At 46.7% G+C, this 17,537-nt stretch carries 17 protein-coding genes and 1 riboswitch; of the genes, 7 read left to right on the top strand and 10 right to left on the bottom strand.

Translation table 11 applies throughout. From position 1 onward, the window contains the following. Positions 1 to 3: 3 nt before the first annotated feature. The 8 genes from B0D95_RS01495 to nhaD form a co-directional block, all read right to left on the bottom strand. Positions 4 to 588, bottom strand: coding sequence for a YqiA/YcfP family alpha/beta fold hydrolase (locus tag B0D95_RS01495; RefSeq protein ID WP_078042239.1), 585 nt, complete (start codon positions 586 to 588; stop codon positions 4 to 6). A gap of 6 nt (positions 589 to 594) precedes the next feature. After that, positions 595 to 1,377 (bottom strand): 3',5'-cyclic-AMP phosphodiesterase, encoded by a 783-nt coding sequence (cpdA, locus tag B0D95_RS01490; RefSeq protein ID WP_078042237.1) that lies wholly within the window; start codon positions 1,375 to 1,377, stop codon positions 595 to 597. Positions 1,378 to 1,618: 241 nt separating this feature from the next. Continuing rightward, a complete protein-coding gene (locus B0D95_RS01485) occupies positions 1,619 to 2,107 on the bottom strand; it encodes a DUF1249 domain-containing protein (RefSeq protein ID WP_078042235.1) in 489 nt (162 codons plus the stop codon). 129 nt (positions 2,108 to 2,236) lie between these two features. Further along, positions 2,237 to 2,860 carry an NUDIX domain-containing protein gene (locus B0D95_RS01480; protein WP_078042233.1) on the bottom strand — a complete coding sequence of 208 codons (624 nt, stop codon included), beginning with the start codon at positions 2,858 to 2,860 and terminating at the stop codon, positions 2,237 to 2,239. Positions 2,861 to 2,918: 58 nt separating this feature from the next. After that, positions 2,919 to 4,847, bottom strand: a complete 1,929-nt coding sequence (gene thiC, locus B0D95_RS01475) for a phosphomethylpyrimidine synthase ThiC (protein ID WP_078042231.1) — start codon at positions 4,845 to 4,847, stop codon at positions 2,919 to 2,921. Between the two features lie 28 nt (positions 4,848 to 4,875). Further along, positions 4,876 to 5,688, bottom strand: a complete 813-nt coding sequence (gene thiD, locus B0D95_RS01470) for a bifunctional hydroxymethylpyrimidine kinase/phosphomethylpyrimidine kinase (protein ID WP_078042230.1) — start codon at positions 5,686 to 5,688, stop codon at positions 4,876 to 4,878. Positions 5,689 to 5,764: 76 nt separating this feature from the next. Next, positions 5,765 to 5,874, bottom strand: a riboswitch (TPP riboswitch). 144 nt (positions 5,875 to 6,018) lie between these two features. Then, positions 6,019 to 7,260, bottom strand: a complete 1,242-nt coding sequence (locus tag B0D95_RS01465; RefSeq protein WP_078042226.1) for a sodium:proton antiporter — start codon at positions 7,258 to 7,260, stop codon at positions 6,019 to 6,021. A 181-nt stretch (positions 7,261 to 7,441) separates the two neighbouring features. Next, positions 7,442 to 8,698 (bottom strand): sodium:proton antiporter NhaD, encoded by a 1,257-nt coding sequence (gene nhaD, locus B0D95_RS01460; protein WP_078042224.1) that lies wholly within the window; start codon positions 8,696 to 8,698, stop codon positions 7,442 to 7,444. A 585-nt stretch (positions 8,699 to 9,283) separates the two neighbouring features. Here nhaD and B0D95_RS01450 point away from each other — a divergent pair. After that, the gene (locus B0D95_RS01450) at positions 9,284 to 10,657 is read left to right on the top strand and encodes a TolC family outer membrane protein (protein WP_078042222.1); all 1,374 of its coding nucleotides are present in this window, start codon (positions 9,284 to 9,286) and stop codon (positions 10,655 to 10,657) included. A 108-nt stretch (positions 10,658 to 10,765) separates the two neighbouring features. Here the strand turns inward: B0D95_RS01450 and waaA are convergent, their stop codons facing one another. Both waaA and B0D95_RS01440 read right to left on the bottom strand, forming a co-directional pair. Next, positions 10,766 to 12,043 (bottom strand): lipid IV(A) 3-deoxy-D-manno-octulosonic acid transferase, encoded by a 1,278-nt coding sequence (gene waaA / locus B0D95_RS01445; protein ID WP_078042221.1) that lies wholly within the window; start codon positions 12,041 to 12,043, stop codon positions 10,766 to 10,768. An 85-nt stretch (positions 12,044 to 12,128) separates the two neighbouring features. Continuing rightward, positions 12,129 to 13,121, bottom strand: a complete 993-nt coding sequence (locus B0D95_RS01440; protein ID WP_371453611.1) for an integron integrase — start codon at positions 13,119 to 13,121, stop codon at positions 12,129 to 12,131. Positions 13,122 to 13,467: 346 nt separating this feature from the next. On the opposite strand from B0D95_RS01440, the gene B0D95_RS01435 reads away from it, so the two are divergent. From B0D95_RS01435 to B0D95_RS01410, 6 genes are all read left to right on the top strand, one after another. Next, positions 13,468 to 13,953 (top strand): hypothetical protein, encoded by a 486-nt coding sequence (locus B0D95_RS01435; RefSeq protein WP_149867845.1) that lies wholly within the window; start codon positions 13,468 to 13,470, stop codon positions 13,951 to 13,953. A 119-nt stretch (positions 13,954 to 14,072) separates the two neighbouring features. After that, a complete protein-coding gene (locus tag B0D95_RS01430) occupies positions 14,073 to 14,474 on the top strand; it encodes a DUF1493 family protein (protein ID WP_078042218.1) in 402 nt (133 codons plus the stop codon). A gap of 994 nt (positions 14,475 to 15,468) precedes the next feature. Further along, positions 15,469 to 15,771, top strand: a complete 303-nt coding sequence (locus B0D95_RS01425; RefSeq protein ID WP_078042217.1) for a hypothetical protein — start codon at positions 15,469 to 15,471, stop codon at positions 15,769 to 15,771. Then, entirely contained in the window at positions 15,771 to 16,055 is a 285-nt protein-coding gene (locus B0D95_RS01420) for a hypothetical protein (protein ID WP_078042216.1), read from the top strand. The genes B0D95_RS01425 and B0D95_RS01420 overlap by 1 nt, the downstream gene beginning before the upstream one ends. Before the next feature lie 154 nt (positions 16,056 to 16,209). Further along, positions 16,210 to 16,800, top strand: a complete 591-nt coding sequence (locus B0D95_RS01415) for a hypothetical protein (RefSeq protein WP_078042215.1) — start codon at positions 16,210 to 16,212, stop codon at positions 16,798 to 16,800. Between the two features lie 134 nt (positions 16,801 to 16,934). Beyond that, a complete protein-coding gene (locus tag B0D95_RS01410; RefSeq protein ID WP_078042214.1) occupies positions 16,935 to 17,384 on the top strand; it encodes a hypothetical protein in 450 nt (149 codons plus the stop codon). Positions 17,385 to 17,537 lie beyond the last annotated feature (153 nt).

The raw sequence follows: 17,537 nt of genomic DNA, 5'->3' as shown, positions 1-17,537 counted from the left end.
GGTTTAAAAAAAGGCCGAGTGATTAAAAAATGTCATGCTGTCAGCCAAAAAACGCTCAAAGCCCTGAAAGGCGTGATCACCGCCCGCTTCTATCGTTTGTTTGCAGCCAGCATATTTTTCTACGGCATGACGGTAATCGAGCGTTTCATCGCCCGTTTGCACCAGCAGCCAATAATTCTGCAGGCGCGAAGGTGTTACATCTACAGCGACAATTTCATCAATATGGTGCGCGTGTAAGCGGTAGCTATCATCGGTGTGATAACTTTTCAGGTCAACCTCTAAATACGCCGGCATAAAATCCTGTGGCCGCACGGCAGGGTTAATTAATACCGCGCGCAAATTGTACTTTTCTGCAAGCCACGTGGCCCAAAATCCGCCCAGCGAGCTTCCCATCAAATAAACCGGTTCCGGTGACAGGGATTCAACCAATGCCTCCAGTATCGCCTGAGTCTGCTGCGGGTAAGGTGGCAATTGCGGGCAGTAAAAGGCAACCTCAGGATGATGCTGCGCAAGCCACTGCGCCGTTTGCTGCGCTTTGAAGGAAAGGGGGGAACTCAAAAAACCATGGATATAGACCAATGCCGCCATGGGGAATCAATAACCTGCTGACCGGTAGTCAATCACATATTGCTTGTTGGTAACGCGGGCAACGCCGGTATCAAATTGACCGTCGGCGCGTAAATCGAACCAGCGATACCCGGGCATTTGAGTATCTACTGTGAAAGTATCGCACTTGGGTTTGAACTGCACGCAGGTGGACGGCGTTGCCAACAGGGAAACGCCTTTGCGCTGCTGCTGAAACTCCTGATGGACATGACCCCAAGTGATAATTTTTACTTGTGAGTGGCTATCGATCAATTGGAAGAAGGCATCGGCATTGCGCACTATATATTGGTCAATCCATGCGCTGCCCACCAGAACGGGTTGGTGATGCAGGGAAACAATCACATGTTTGTCGCGGTGGGTGCGCAGCGCGTGCGCGAGAAAATCCAATTCGCTGGCCGCTAACTGCCCATAGACCTGACCGGGCACACTGGAGTCCAATAACACCAACAACCAATCCCCCAGCATAACCAAACGGCTTTGAATACCCAGGTGATCCTGATTTGCCGCCATCAAATCAGCGGAATCATGATTGCCAGGCAACCAGCTTAAAGGCTGGGAAAAATAGCGACGGATACTGGTTTCAAAACGCTGGTAACAATCTTTATGTGCTTCACTGGCGATATCGCCAGTGCATAAAAGATGATCAAAACCGGATTCAGAGGTCTGAATCAGCTGCAAAACGTCATCGAGACTCTGGTCAGTATTTAGCCCCAAAAGAGATTCGCTCTGTTGCGCTCCCAAATGGCAATCGGTTATCTGAATCAGACGCACTGGCGGCTCTCATCCTTTGATAGTCGGGTTACTGTAGTGGTTGGGTTATTTTTGTAGTGGTTGAGCTTATGCGTAAAATTGACAGCCCATCTATGATGACTGAGGCGTCACAATAAGTGGGATATTAGCAGCAACAATATACGCAAGGTAGTTGTCGCGCCAGTCTCAAAAAAGAAAAATGCCGCGTTCGACGGCCAAGAAATGTAAAACTTAAGCCTGCTGTGAACCAATCGACATTCTATTAAAAAGGAGCCAATTCGTTCGCATCGTGACCTTGTGCCAGGCACAAGTTCAGCCATTCACCCAAAAAACGATTGAGCTGGTATTTTTCATCGCTTTGGTACATAGACTGGTTGGGATAATCGTAGCGGGGGCGCAAGCGTTTGTGACCTTCCCATGCCAGCACTTCGGCGAGCTTGGCATCGTGGTACATACGCAAGGTAAGTTTGGGCATGGACAACCACTCGGAAGCAACACCCATGGCCGTTCGGCTCAATTCCAGGGTTGTGGTATAGGGCGAGCGTTCAGTGATTTTCAAAAGATGCAACCACGGCTGATTTGCAGTGGTCACTATAAAACGGATCTCATCCGCTGCCTCGCGCGCAACCAACTTGGATAAGCGCACATAATTTGCTTCGCATTCCGCCATTTGCAAAGGTAAGTCCACTTTGTAACGTTCCTTATAAGTCACGTACTCGGGTTGAGCCTTGGCAACACGCAATGTAAACATACAAACCTGATAACAAACGGATAATGAGCGACAAGATCATCAAATTGATCCTGCCCAGATAAGGGCGAGCAGCGTCGCCCTGAGTGAAGTGTTAGCCAGAGATGCAGCTAAGTCAATGACAATAAAAAATTATTCTGCCGCCACTTGCGTACGTAAACGGTTGCGATTCATTTGCAACCACTGCAAACAAATTAACGCGGCAGCATTATTAAACGCACCGTTTAATAACTCGGCAAAGACATCTTCGGCAGCCAGTATGTGCACACGTATATCTTCACCTTCTTCCGGCAAACCAAATACGCCACCGGCCGAACCCAGATCACACAAACCACAAAATAAATGTAATTTTTCATCAGAACCACCAGGGCTGGATAAATAATTACAAATATATTCCATTGCATAAGGCGTTACGTTTGCCTCTTCCAACAATTCGCGGCGCGCAACATCCTCTGGGGATTCCCCCTCTTCCAGCATGCCGGCAACCACTTCGTAACACCAGGGACCGTTAGGCTCGTCGAGTGCACCTACACGAAATTGTTCCACCATGCCAATCAAATCGCGCCGTGGATCGTACAACACAACAGCCACAGCTTCGCCGCGCACAAACAATTCGCGGCCAATTTCCTTGCCCCACCCACCTTCAAATAATTTATGACGCAGGAAGATTTTTTCCACACGGAAAAAACGTTTATACATTTCTTCACGGCGAATGATGTCAACATCCGCGCGGGTAAATTCCGGTTTTTTGATCATAACTAAAGTCTTGTTGATTGTTTAAATCCCCCCTTTGAAAAAAGAGGGGAGAAGGGATTTATACCCTATGGTAAATCTCTGCGCCCGCTTCCAAAAACTCTTTGGATTTCTGTTTCATTTCCGCTTCGACATCGATCATCTTGATAATATCCTGATCGCCAATCACGGAAATATCCGCACCATTTTTTGCAGCGTAGTCACGCACTTCCTGGGTGATTTTCATGGAGCAGAATTTAGGCCCGCACATAGAGCAAAAGTGCGCTACTTTTGCTGAGTCTTTCGGCAGGGTTTCATCGTGATAAGAACGCGCCGTATCTGGATCGAGCCCCAGGTTAAATTGATCTTCCCAGCGGAATTCAAAACGCGCTTTTGAAAGCGCATTATCGCGCAACTGCGCACCCGGGTGACCTTTCGCCAAATCGGCGGCGTGGGCGGCAATTTTGTAGGTGATAATGCCTTCTTTTACGTCGTCTTTATTCGGCAAGCCCAAATGCTCTTTTGGCGTTACATAACAAAGCATGGCGCAACCGAACCAGCCGATCATGGCCGCACCAATACCCGAGGTGATGTGGTCATAACCCGGCGCGATATCGGTTGTTAATGGCCCAAGGGTATAGAAAGGCGCTTCGTCGCACACTTCCAATTGTTTATCCATATTTTCCTTGATCATGTGCATTGGCACATGGCCGGGGCCTTCGATCATGCACTGCACATCGTGTTTCCAGGCGATTTTGGTTAACTCACCCAAGGTTTCCAGCTCGCCGAATTGCGCTTCATCGTTGGCATCGGCAATAGAACCGGGGCGCAGGCCGTCGCCCAATGAGAAGCTTACGTCGTAAGCTTTCATGATTTCGCAAATTTCTTCAAAGTGGGTGTAGAGGAAATTTTCCTGGTGATGCGCCAAACACCACTTGGCCATAATCGAGCCACCACGCGACACTATGCCCGTCACGCGTTTAGCCGTGAGCGGTACATAGCGCAGCAATACACCGGCGTGGATAGTAAAATAATCAACGCCCTGCTCAGCTTGTTCAATCAAGGTATCGCGGAAAATTTCCCACGTCAGGTTTTCAGCAATGCCATCCACTTTTTCCAAGGCTTGATAAATTGGCACAGTGCCAATAGGTACGTGTGAATTGCGAATAATCCACTCGCGGGTTTCGTGAATATTTTTGCCGGTGGATAAATCCATCACCGTATCCGCCCCCCAACGCGCGCCCCAAGTGAGCTTTTCCACTTCTTCTTCAATCGAAGAACCCAGTGCTGAGTTGCCAATATTGCCGTTGATTTTTACCAGGAAATTGCGCCCGATAATCATCGGTTCCAATTCCGGGTGATTGATGTTGGCCGGGATAATCGCACGACCACGCGCAACTTCGCTGCGCACAAATTCCGGGGTAATTTCATCGGGAATACTCGCGCCGAAACTCATGCCTTTGTGTTGCTGCCCCAAGGCTTTATATTGGGGATCTACGCCCAATTCACGCGCTTGTGCCAGCGCCATATTTTCGCGGATGGCGATGTATTCCATCTCCGGCGTGATGATGCCTTTTTTGGCATAGTGCATTTGCGATACGTTCATACCCGGTTTGGCACGGCGCGGCTTGCGAGTGAGGTTGAAGCGCAGATGTGCAAGCTTCGGATCATTCAATCGCGCATTGGTAAATTCGGAATGGCTGTCTTCCAAAATTTCTGTGTCATTTCGCTCTTCAATCCAAGTGCTGCGCACATCGCCCAAACCAGTACGCAAATCGATAGTCACATTTGGATCAGTGTAAGGGCCTGAGGTGTCGTACACACGTACGGGCGGATTTTTCTCGCCGCCAAAATCAGTGGGAGTATCCGCCAGAGTGATTTCACGCATAGGCACACGAATATCCGAACGCGAACCCTGCACATAAATTTTTTGCGAGCCGGTAAAGGGTTGTACCGAGGCTTTATCTACTTCGGCAGTTTGACTGAGAATTTTGTCGACGCTGGTATTCATAATAATGGCCTTGTCTTAATCAGTTGTATTAGTAAAAGGAATAAAAGTGATGTACCGGGCCTGCGCCCTGCCCTATGTGTAATTTTTCTGAATGCAGTAACGCATGGTGCAAATAATCTTTTGCCTGGGCGACAGCCACTTGCAGTGGTAGTTTTTTTGCCAAACCGGCGGCGATAGCGGATGCCAAGGTGCAACCGGTGCCGTGGGTATTTTTAGTGTGTAATCGCGGTGCTGAAAACGCGTGGGTTCCCTGCGGCGTAACTAATAAATCCACCGCATTTTCGCTGTCGCTATGGCCGCCTTTCATCAACACGGCGCGCGCGCCCAGGGCCATGATACGCTCGCCCTGCTGTTGCATTTGTTCATGGGTTGTCGCCACCGGTGCGTTTAATAGCACGGCAGCTTCATGCAAATTGGGCGTGATAATACTGGCCAGTGGCATGAGTTGGGTAATGAGTGTCTGGATTGCATTTTCTGCCAATAAACGATCGCCACTGGTGGCGACCATCACTGGGTCAAGCACAAAGGGAATCACGGGATAGGCACTGAGTGATTGCGCAACAGCATCGATAATTTCCGCTGTTGCCAGCATGCCACTTTTGATCGCGCCGACCTGTAAATCACTGAGCACAGAGTGTATTTGCTGCTGGACAAACACCGGAGGAATGGGGAATACGCCCTGTACTCCCAAGGTATTTTGCGCAGTGAGCGATGAAATAACGCTTGCACCAAATACACCCAAGGCGGAAAAGGTTTTTAAATCGGCCTGGATACCTGCACCACCACCGCTATCGCTACCGGCAATGGTGAGTGCTATGGGCGTGGATAAGGGTGAATTCATTGCACTTCCGCCATTCATTGACTAAACAGCAACAGCGCGGAAAGAAGAGAAATAACCAAGGCATGAGACGCATGCAAAACTGGAGGCTCTCGTTCCCTACGCCGGTACTAACCGGATCAGGTCGGCGGGTATATCTCAGCATGAATACAGGCTAGTCGCCCCTAAACAGCACCCCGACAAGAAAACCGCAGTCTATTGGAGTTGGCCCATAGAGTAAAGAAACACGAGTTTTGTCGCTCCGCCCAAAGCTCAAACATCGCCATAAAAAACTCCCTTTTGCCTGAGCCAAAGGGAGTTTTTTGCACGATCAATCAGGGCAAAAAAGTCGGTTTATTCTGACTTTTCCTGTGATTTCAATAGCCCCAACTTACCCGCCAACAGGGCGGTAGTGGGCGCTTGAATCAAAATAGTCCCGAGAATAAAGATAAAGGTGATAGCGCCAACTACATCGATACCGGGCACCTTCATACCCGCCAGAATCCCCACCAGGGCGGCGGGAATCACGCCGGTTTCGCGGGTCCAACTCATAAACACCAGCTCTTTCCAGCTCCATTTGGCGCGGCGATCCGGGCCCGCACACAAAAATACAGTGACCGGGCGAGCGATAAAAATAAAGACAAACAACAACATCAAACCAACACCCAGATATTCTTTAAGTAAGTGGAAGTTCACTTGTGACCCGAGCAGGATGAAAATAAACATGCGCATCAACAAGGCAGTATTACCCACGTAATCTTCCAGGTATTCATGCTCGTGCTCGTCCAGCGGCAAACCAAATGACTCTTTATTGCCAATCATCACACCCAGCGTAAATACCGCCATAAACCCTGATGCACCTATTTCGTCGGCCAACAGGTATACGGTAATCACCGCCAGGATAATCACAAAAGGCGTTACCTCACGGAAAATACCCATGCTGCCATGAGCCATCAGCAGCGCAGCGCTGTAACCAACAATCGCGCCCAGCACCAACCCCATACCCGCTTCATAGGTCAATTCCCCCATAGAATGCGTCAGGCTGAAACCCTCGCCGGTTCCCATCACATAAGCCACTACCGCAAAGGTCGCGATGGCCCCCATGGCATCATTAAGGGCCGACTCACTCATCACCGTTTGCGATACACGGTCTTTGATGGGCACTTGTTTGAAAATTGGAACCAGTGTCGCCGGGTCTGTTGAAGCGGTGAGTGCCGCCAGCACAAGCGCAACACCAATAGGAATCCCCAGCCAGACGCCGGCATAGGTCATGATGGCACCAGTGATCAATACCCCGACTGTGGCAATAACAGCCAATGTAATCCAGATTTCCTTTAACACCGCAAAGCGCAGTGTCGCTCCACCTTCAAACAACAAGTAACAGGCACCGATGGTCAGAATTAACTGATTCATGGTTGAGTCAGCAGCTACATGCAGGATTCCACCAATGGTTGGCCCAAGGCCGATACCAATTAATAGAAACAGCACTATGTCCGGCACTTTGATTTTTTTGGCGATCACGCCCCCCAACAGACCGGTAAAAATGATGATCCCCACATACATGAGGTCGAGTTTGGCAATCTCTAATGACGACATAGCTGCTCCACTGGAAAGGTTAAAAAATGTTAAAGCCAGAAATGCGCGAATCCTGACAGCTAGCGTCAAATAGCATTATAAATTGTGTGTAAATTCATGTGCCTAACCTCCTTCAGTTATCGATTCCCCATAAAAAAACCGGAGACAAGCTCCGGTTTTTTTACATTTACTATAGTTGAGATTATCCGAACACAAGGTTCGCCAAGGTCAATGCGACGACATAACCACAACTATAAGCAATAAACACAAATGGGGTGTAACGCAAGAAGGCACCAAAGGTTAAGCCTTTTACTTTACTCATGGCGATAATTCCCGCAGCCGAACCAATCGCCAACATGGAACCGCCCACACCGACACCGTAGGTTAAGGCCAACCATTCGGGCGTTTGCAGTACCGGCTCGGACTTTAACAGCGCCGCTGTCAGCGGGACGTTATCAATCAGCGCCGAGAACATACCCATTAAATAGTTAGCGTATTGCGGTGCCAACTGGGTATAGAAGTTGGTCAGCAAATCCAATGTACCAATCTCTTTGAGCATCCCCACCAGCAACAGAATACCGAGGAAGAACAGCAGGGTTTCGTATTCAATCTGGCGCACATACTCAAGAATGCGTATCTCTTCCGGGTCCATATCCATAAAGTGACCAATAAAAAACATAATCGATAAACCAACCAGGAAGGTCAGAACCGGTGGAACGCCAAAGAAGAAATTAAAGAGCATGGTGCACAGGATTGTGCTGAAAAATGTCCCTACAATCGCCCAGTCCATACCGGTAAACACGCGGGGATCTTTCTCAGTGACAACTTGACCGGTAACACCGGGGAACATTAAACAAGCCAAGACCAGAACACCTGCAATTGCAGGAATCCACAGTAATAAAAGCTGCGGCATAGTGACGTGACCGGAGAGGAAAATCATCAGCGTTGTCACATCGCCTGTAATCAGGGCAACACCGCCTGAGTTCACCGCAAATACCACCAATACTGCCAATTTGATGCGGGTACGTTGATCCACATTAAATGCATGCACCAGACCCAGTGTTACCAAGGTAGCGGTAACATTGTCACAGATCATGGACAACATCATCGCAAACAGTGCCACCAGTATCATCAAGCTACGCGTGCTCATCTGTGCCGGGCACAAGCGCTGCACTACTGACTGCACAATTCCCTTGGCATTGAGGTAGGCAACGAAAGTCATAGTCGCCATCAGGAACAACCAAAGCGTGGCAATTTCCAACAGATTGTGATTGAGCTTTTCCAACATCACTTCTTGCTGGCTGTGACCGCCGGCAAACATAAACATCACCAGCCAGGAGAGGCTGCCAAAAAATAGCGTGGTTTTCGCCTTGTTGATATGGATCACCTCTTCGAACACCACCCCGAGCAGGGCGAGTACGGCGAAGATCACCAGTACAATTTCCAGAGACATAGTCATAAAAGACCCTTTTGGTAGATTAAAAAAACGGCAGCAAGGTAACCGACCAAACTCATCCAGGCAGGGCTCACAAACGGCGAGCAGATGAGCGGGAAGTAAGGGCGAACATTTAATAGCCCAGCACAATGCAAATGGCGCGCATCATAAAAGTTGGCTTGCAGCGAAGCAATCAAACTCTGGCGAAACACTCGATAAATCGCACCACTTGATCATTTAAATAGCATTAATCGTTCCAGCCAGGTACAGCGTAAACACATAAACAATTTTGCAAGGGGGTGAATCCGAAGGCAGCTCTTGTGCATCTAAATAGCCACTTGGGGTTAATCGGGCCTGCCAGTAACCGTAGCTGCACGCCGGAAATGCAAATACAAGGTCTTCGCTTACATTTGTAACTTCCCGTTATGGCGCCGACGTTTTACCCTTTTTAACCACTGAACCCTCGTTCATTTCTCGACCCCAAGGCGGCAAGCGGCTAAACTCCACGCAACCCGCGGACTGTCTTACACCGATGCGACTGGTCCTTATCAAACAGCGCATCACAGGTGTTGAACTGGAATTCTTAAACTCTGGACTTTGGAAACCCCTATGAAAAAGACCAAGCTCTACCTGCTCGTCAGCCTTTTCTCACTCACTCCTTTTGCAGCCAGTGCCAACAGCTTGTTGGATGTATATGAGCTTGCCCTGCAAAATGACGCTCAATTAAAGGCGGACAAAGCAAAATACGAAGCAGGCCTTGAGAACAGAAGCATTGCTCGCTCCAACCTGTTACCGCAAATCAGCGCCAATGCGCAGATTTCCAATTCAGATATTGAAACAACAGACAATCTGACCAATACCAGCCTCAAAACCGATACCGATAGCAAAAGTTGGGAAATTTCCCTGAGCCAGCCGCTGTTCAATATGTCCTATTGGTACAACTACAAACAGGGCGCAAAACTCAGCGAGCAGGCAGAAGCCCAATATGGTGCAGACCAACAAAGCCTTATTGTGCGTACCGCAGAGGCTTACTTTAATGTGCTGCGCGCCGTGGAAACACTGGAAGCAACCATCGCTGAAGAAAAAGCTCTGGCCAAACAGCTGGAACAAACCAAGCAACGCTTTGAAGTGGGTCTGACGGCTATTACCGAAGTGCATGAAGCTCAGGCGGCATTTGATAGTGCTCGCGCCTCGACGCTGGTTGCACGTGGAAACCTGAGCATCAACTATGAAGCATTGGAAGTGTTGACAGGTAAACCTGAAGACCAGGTTGCCCCCCTCTCCCCCAAATTTCCCGTCGTAGCTCCCGTACCAGCCAACCGCGCGGACTGGGTAGAGTTCTCACTGAAAAACAACTACAACCTGAAAGCCTCAAAACTGCAGGCTGATGCTTCGCTGCAAAATGCCAGAGCAAATAAGTCTGGTCACTTGCCTACACTGGGCGCCAACCTGGGTTATTCCGATAGCGATAGCGATAGCGACAACGGCGCTCAAAACGGTGGCCCAAGCGACATCAGCAGAGATGGCACCACCGTCTCATTGCGCCTTGATGTACCTATTTACAGCGGTGGCGCAACCTCTGGCCGCACCCGCCAAGCTTATGCGCAATACACCCAGGCACAGGAACTCTACAACAGCACCCAGCGCAATGTGATCCAAAACACCCGCGCCCTGCATTTGTCTGTGGAAACCGATGTAGCCAACGTGCAAGCGCGCAAACAAGCAATTGTCTCCAACCAATCTGCATTGGAAGCAACACAATCCGGCTATGAAGTAGGCACCCGTAATTTGGTAGAAGTATTGCTCGCACAGCGCAATCTCTATCAAGCGCGCCGCAATTATTCAGATGCGCTTTATACCTATGTCATCAACACCATCAAGCTGCGTGAAGTTGCCGGTATGCTGACACCTGCCGACGTTCAGGAAATTGATAAGTGGTTGTTGGATGACGCACTGGTCAGCCGCAGCCAGTACGAAAAATAAGGCGAAATCCTTTTATTAGCTGCACAAAAAAATGCCAGGCTATCCGCCTGGCATTTTTGTTTTTACTTCGCTGCTTTTATAGTTTTTATTCCGTCAATTTGATAAAAGCTACTTCAAATAATGTTGAATAAGTGCGCAGGTTTTATCCAGCGCGCCGCGATTATCCAGTGCCACAGTCAAGGCAGCCACACCACGCCGTTTGCGCTCAGCCTCATCATCAATCAACTGCAAAAATGCCTGCGCCAATTGCGTAGCCGAACCTACTTGTACCAAAGCCCCCGCGTCCGTCATCAGCCGCGCCACCTCGGCAAAATTAAATACATGCTCTCCGCTCAACAGCGGCAATTCCCAAGCGGCTGGCTCAATAAAATTATGGCCGCCATTAGGCACCAAACTGCCACCGACAAAGGCTATATCACTGGCGCCAAACATCAGCATCAATTCACCCATAGTATTGCCGAGCAAAATATCATTAGTGTTATCCCAACTATGCTCACTGCGCCGTGCCACACTAAAACCGCGATTTACGCACAACTGCCCTACCCGCTCAAAGCGTTCGGGATGACGAGGAACCAAGACCAGCACTGCGCTACGGGACTCACCAGAGGAACTTGCGCGAACCTGCGCAAAGGCATCCAGAATAATTTCATCTTCACCTTGATGGGTGCTCGCTGCAATCAACACCAAACGTTGTCCATTATTTGATAACAGACTTTTCAATGTCGCCGCTTTCGTACGAAGATCATCGGTTAAACTCAAATCGAATTTGATATTACCTGTCACTATCACTTTATCGTCAGATAAACCCAGCGCAGCAAAACGGGCAGCATCAGTGAAATTTTGAATCGCTGCGCACGATAAATGTTGCAACATAGGTTTGGTCAAAGCACCAAAACGCGCATAGCCACGCGCAGATTTTTCAGACAAACGTCCATTGATCAACATGGCCGGGATATTGCGCCTAGCGCAGGCAGCCAAGGTATTTGGCCACAACTCAGTTTCCATGACCAAATACAGCGAAGGTTTCACACGCTTTAAAAAACGCACCAGCACATTCGGTAAATCATAAGGTGCATATACATGAAAAACAGAATCCCCGAGCGTTGCACGCACGCGCTCGGACCCAGTTGGGGTTGTGGTAGTAATCACCAACTGCACGCGATCATCAGCCTGTAAACGGCGAATCAGCGGCAGAGCAGCCAGAAACTCACCCACCGAGACAGTATGCAACCACACGACTTTTTTATGGGTAGATAAAGTAGGAACAAAGCCAAAGCGCTCTGCCCAGCGTTTGGCATAAGCGGGCGCTGCCAGGGCGCGCCAGAGTAAACGCAGCAGTATGAAAGGCAATAAACAGTAGAGAAGTAAGCTATAGATGTACCGCATAAGAGTTCAATTGTGCATATTAGTAAATAAAGTGCACAGCATAACAAATCACGAGCACTCACTCACGATCAGAGAAAGGATATGACTAAAACGCATCCAAAGGGCTACGGACACCCAATCCTCCCTTATTCAGCACATGCGTGTAGATTTCAGTCGTCTTCACATCACTATGCCCTAACAACTCCTGCACTGTACGAATGTCATAACCTGCCACCAATAGCTGAGTTGCAAAGCTATGACGAAAAGTATGACAAGAAGCATGCTTAAAAATTTTTGCCTCACGCAATGCGTCTTTCACCTTACGCTGCAAGGTCCCATCATACAGATGATGGCGACGGATCACGTCTGATCTAGGGTCGACAGAACGATTGGCGGACGGAAACAAAAATTGCCAAGTTAACGATCTTGCCTGTTCAGGGTATTTTTCAGACAACCGATTCGGCATATAAACTTCACCAAACCCCTCAACTGTATCCAGTTCATGTAATTTCTGAACAATAATTATTTGTTGTCGTAGATCGCCAATCAGAGCTTGAGGCAAAACCGTTCTACGATCTTTACCCCCCTTACCTGCCCGAACAATCAATTGATTGCCAGAAAAATCGACATCTTTTACCCTTAATGCCAAACACTCATTCAACCGTAAACCGGCCCCATACATTAGCTGAACGGCCAATTTATATGGCTGCTCCAATCGCTGGATAATTCTTACAGCCTCATCGTGAGAAAACACCACAGGAACGCGCCGATGCTTCGTAGCTCGCACCGGCGCAAGCCCTTCAATATTTTTGTTCAAAAATTTATTATAAAAAAACATCAACGCATTCAATGCGGTTCGCTGCGTATTAATCGCTGAATTCAAATCAACCGCCAAATGAGACAAAAATGCTTCCAGTTCTACAACTCCCATTGAGTCAGGATGTCTACGATCATGAAAACGAATATACCGCAACAACCAATGCACATAAGCCTGCTCAGTTCTATAGCTCATATTTAATGAGCGCATAAAGAATCGAAACCGATCAACCAATCGCACTGGCTGAGTAGGTAACGGAAAAGGAATATCGTCAACCATGATAAAAATCTCCATACTGTTTATACATACAGAATAAACCAACACAGAGCGCGCGCCAACCCCGTATATGAGGCTCTAGCCGCATATCAGCCCAACTAGTTTTCCTGAGAGCAATTAGTATCAATAAAAACAAGGGTTTAACTTAATAACAAATCTCGTATAAAGTGATATGCGGCAGGAGATAGCAAGATTGAGCCGGAATCAACGCTCCTGATATAAAGAGTACCAACAGTTAACTTATTGATTCCAAAAGGCATTCAGGACAAACCAAACAATTAAACGATATGATATGCGGCGGAGTGATATACGGCCTCAGCCGTCTAATAAACTGTTATGCATTAAGGGAAACATGAAAATAGTTAGCATTATAATTTTCGCTCTGCTTAGTGGCTGCGCCACCAAAAGCATCGAGTTAGATTACACGTTGAGTGAACAGATTTTTTCTCCATTCGCTCTAATTCAAATCGCGCCTACTTTCGAAAAACCTATTGAATATGAGCTAACGCAACATGAGCCATACGTGCTTTTTTATTCCGAATACGACGGAAAAGGTGGCTACAACTGGGGCAAAAAAGTAAAAACAACAAGAATTGATCTCAGCGAAGAGCAGCACATCAAAGCAGTGGAACTTTTAAAAGCATGCCTCACCACGCTCCCTCAAAATGATCACTCACTAGGCCCTGACGGAACTACATGGGTTTTAGAAACAAGAGCATTTCAATATCTAAAAACTATAATCTGGGAACCTGAGCATGAAACAACCGAACGAGGTTATTCTGGTCTTATAGAACTGAGAAATTACTTAAATCAATTAGTCACTGAAGGCTCAAAGTAAGCATAACAAGGCAATCAAACGGATGGTTTTTAAGTAGCATTTTTGCCATTCCGCTTCGCTCCATTTTATGGCAAAAGTGCTACTTAAAAACCACCGTTTATCGCAACGTTATAAATCCAATGGAAATCACTAAAGAAGTTTACGAAATCATAGCTCGTTACGCTTCAGAAGAGCCTGAAGCTCTTTCAAATGAGCTATACGTTGAGCAGGATTTGAATCTGGTTGGTGATGACGTGGCTGAACTTCTTGAAGAAATGCAGAAAAAATTTGATATAGACTTCTCTGGTTTCAATTTTTCGTTACATTTCTCGCCTGAAGTTGGGTGGCCTGAAAATCCGGAGTTTGGTTATTATCCCGTAACAATTGGCCATTTGGTTCAAGTGGCTGCTTTGAAAGTTTGGTTTTTACCAGAAAGGAATGAAAGCAACTTTCATAAAGAGAAAAAACGTACCTTTATTTCAAAGAGTGCAATAGTGGCATTTATCGTAATTATTGGTTTGGCAGTATTGCTATTTCAGTAATACTTTAAATGCAAATTTATAACAAAGCATTGCACCTGACGAATTGTAAGTAGCGCTTTTGCAATATCGCTGCGCTAAGTTTATCGCAACGCGCTACTTACAATCCGCAGGTGAACGCAACGTTATAACGGGAAATGACTTTTCAAACCTTTTCGGAAAGTTTGTGCAATATCACCACCGGAAAGGTTTCGCTTTGTAGCAATATTTTGGTTTGTGCAATTCGGTAAGTTTGGCTAATTTACCCGCTAAGAAAGTTTTGGTAAAAACGTAGTTTCGTTGCAGTCTCTTGAATAGTTACATCAACAGATTCAGTTATCTGCAAATGGTGCTTTTAAAAAAATGGTCGCATTGCTCTGCTGGTAAGTTCTTTTCCTGGCTTCAAGTTATGCGTTTTATTGAACATTTTAGTGTGTGCCGGCGTGTAGAAATTGCAGCTTTTTATAACAATGCGCTCCAGCACCGCGCACTACGTGCGCTCGACAGTTTATAAGTTGCCGTTTTGTGGTTTTGCTTCGCAAAAGGCTTCCACAAAACGGCAACTTATAAACTGCGGCTGAGCTTAACGTTGTAAGGTAATATTTTAGTTTTGTAATCGCACTTGGTTGGTGTTGTGAAGAAAAGTGTTTGCAGTTTCTATTGCATCACCTGCCGTCCGGTCTAACCTGTGGTCGAGTGCTGAAAGTTCACGTAGGTTTCACTGTCGTGCTAAATTCGCCGCAGTGTTAGTAAAATTTGAAATTAAACAAAGTTAATCGCGCTTGGCTACAGCTCCATCGAGCCCACGCGCTGAAATTTAAAGTCGGTGCGGTTTTCGTAATAGCTTGCACTCTGTAGCAACAACTAACGTCCTGCTTACAACCAGTCGTTTAATACGCGCACTTCGTGCGCTGGGACAGTTCGTAAGTCGCGCATTTGGTGTGTGGTTACGGAAAGTGTGTGCAGCGCAACTTACAAACTGCCCATTAACTAAGCGTTATAGCTATAGGAGAGCATTATGAAATATCAAAAGGCTAAGACCTCTAGCAATCGTAGCTCGGAAGAAGTTAAGGCCAAGGTCATTAAAGCGCTAGAAGATAATCGTTGGGATTATAGAACCGCCGAAGGTATTTCTAAAGCTGTGAGCGTGAGAGTTGACTTGGTGAAAGGGGTGCTAAATTCTGACAAGAGAATAAGGCACTCCGTAATGAAATCAAAATCTGGAAAAGATTTATACACTTTAAAACGCAGGCGTTCCGCTCTTAGAGATTTCTATACAGCATTCAGGGCAATGAACGCTGAAAAATTGGGGGACTCGTAGTGACCCTTAGCGAGGCATTTTTTTATGGTGTTATAGGTGGCTCCTTACCTGAAGTTTTAGCCCTCTATAATTTGAGGCATCTTGCTAAAGGTAAAAAGCCCGTTTGGGTTACATCTTGGTACTACTGGATTGTCACTTTAATCATGGTTTTACTTGGCGGAGCTACAGTTGTTTTATATCAAAAAATTGGCATTAATATTAATGAATTTATGGCAGTTCACTTAGGTATCGCTACCCCATTGCTAATTTCAACAGCCACAAAAGAAAAACCGAAAATAGATTAGGTGGCTATAACAAAGTGCTGCAACTCGCGCACTTCGTGCGCTGGACAGTTTGTAAGTCGCGGCTTTGTGGTTTTGCTGCGCAAAAGTAATCCACAAAACCGCGACTTACAAACTGCCGTTGAGCACGGCGTTAGGCAAAGGGAGAAATTAATAAATGGCTAAGTTAGCCAAATATCTTACGATCTTGGGAATGCTATTTAATGTTGCTTGGTTTTTATGGAATCCAGAAGGGTGGAAGTTCGAGTGGGAACCAATTGTTGCATTTACATTAACCTTGGCAGGTTTTATTGCGGCAGACATTCATGACAAACCAAAGGAAACTACTAGTCCAAATGATATAGCTCTGTTTAAAAAGTTCCAAGAGTGTCTCCCTATAAACGGCGCTATTAAATTTATTAAAGAGCATGATTTTCTCGGTAGTTTTACCATCGAAGAAATTTCTCCATTCAATCGGTTTGTCTACGAGTGGGAAAATCCAGAACATGAATTTATAGACATCGAGCTGGAGGCGTTACGAAAGGAATTATATGGCCTTATTAAAGAATTCACCCAGGCTATCGGGCGCTACAGTAGCCCAAACTCAATGGGGCGCCAATCTGTAAGAGTTCACTCTCAAGAAGGCATACCTGAATTTGAGAAAAAATTCGAGCAAGAGGCCGGCATTATTAATAATGCCGCAAGTGCAGTCGAGGCGTGTCACTCAAACCTCATCCGTGTAGGTAGAAAAAAGTTAAATTTGGCATAGCCTAACAAAGCAATCAAACGGATGGTTTTTAAGTTGCACTTTTGCCATTCCGCTTCGCTTCATTTTATGGCAAAAGTGCAACTTAAAAACCACCGTTTATCGCGGCGTTAGCCAGAAAACATGGAGTATGTACTTTGCTAAGAATTATTTTTTTTGCTTCTCTGTCTCTAATTTCTATCTCTTCGTATGCAGACACAATTTCCTGTGGCGGAAAATTTGTTTCGGTTTCTGACGCCCCTTCTGCGAAAGAGCCATTTTTTAGTGTAACTATCGAAGGTAATCCAGCCAGTAGTACACATCTATTTGAAATACAAAACAACTTCTTGAAGCTTCGCTGTGAAGTTACCTCTGTCGGGAACCATGTTGTTTTAATTAACCATTTCTGTGGTGGTAGTGGTTGTGCAGACTTCGGTAATTTCGGAATTATTGAAGTAGGTTCTGGCAAGGTTTTGCTAGAGCCAAACCAGCGCTATAAGGGAAATCTCGAAAAGGCAAAGGAAATAATTGGAACAGAAATAAAGCCTTTTACATGTGAACCAAAAAGCATTGAAGTTTGTTTGAGCTCTAAAATTGAGCTTGGCTAACAAAGCGTAGCAACCCGCACACTTCGTGTGCTGGACAGTTTGTAAGTCGCAGTTTTGTGGTTTTGCTGCGCAAAAGTAATCCACAAAACCACAACTTACAAACTGCCGTTGTACGCGGCGTTAGGGGTAATCAGCTTCAGCGCTCTCGCAACA

The organism is Cellvibrio sp. PSBB023 (assembly GCF_002007605.1).
Taxonomy (GTDB): domain Bacteria; phylum Pseudomonadota; class Gammaproteobacteria; order Pseudomonadales; family Cellvibrionaceae; genus Cellvibrio.
The sequence above is the reverse complement of the archived record's forward strand: the minus strand, read 5'-3'. Positions and strand labels throughout refer to the sequence as shown.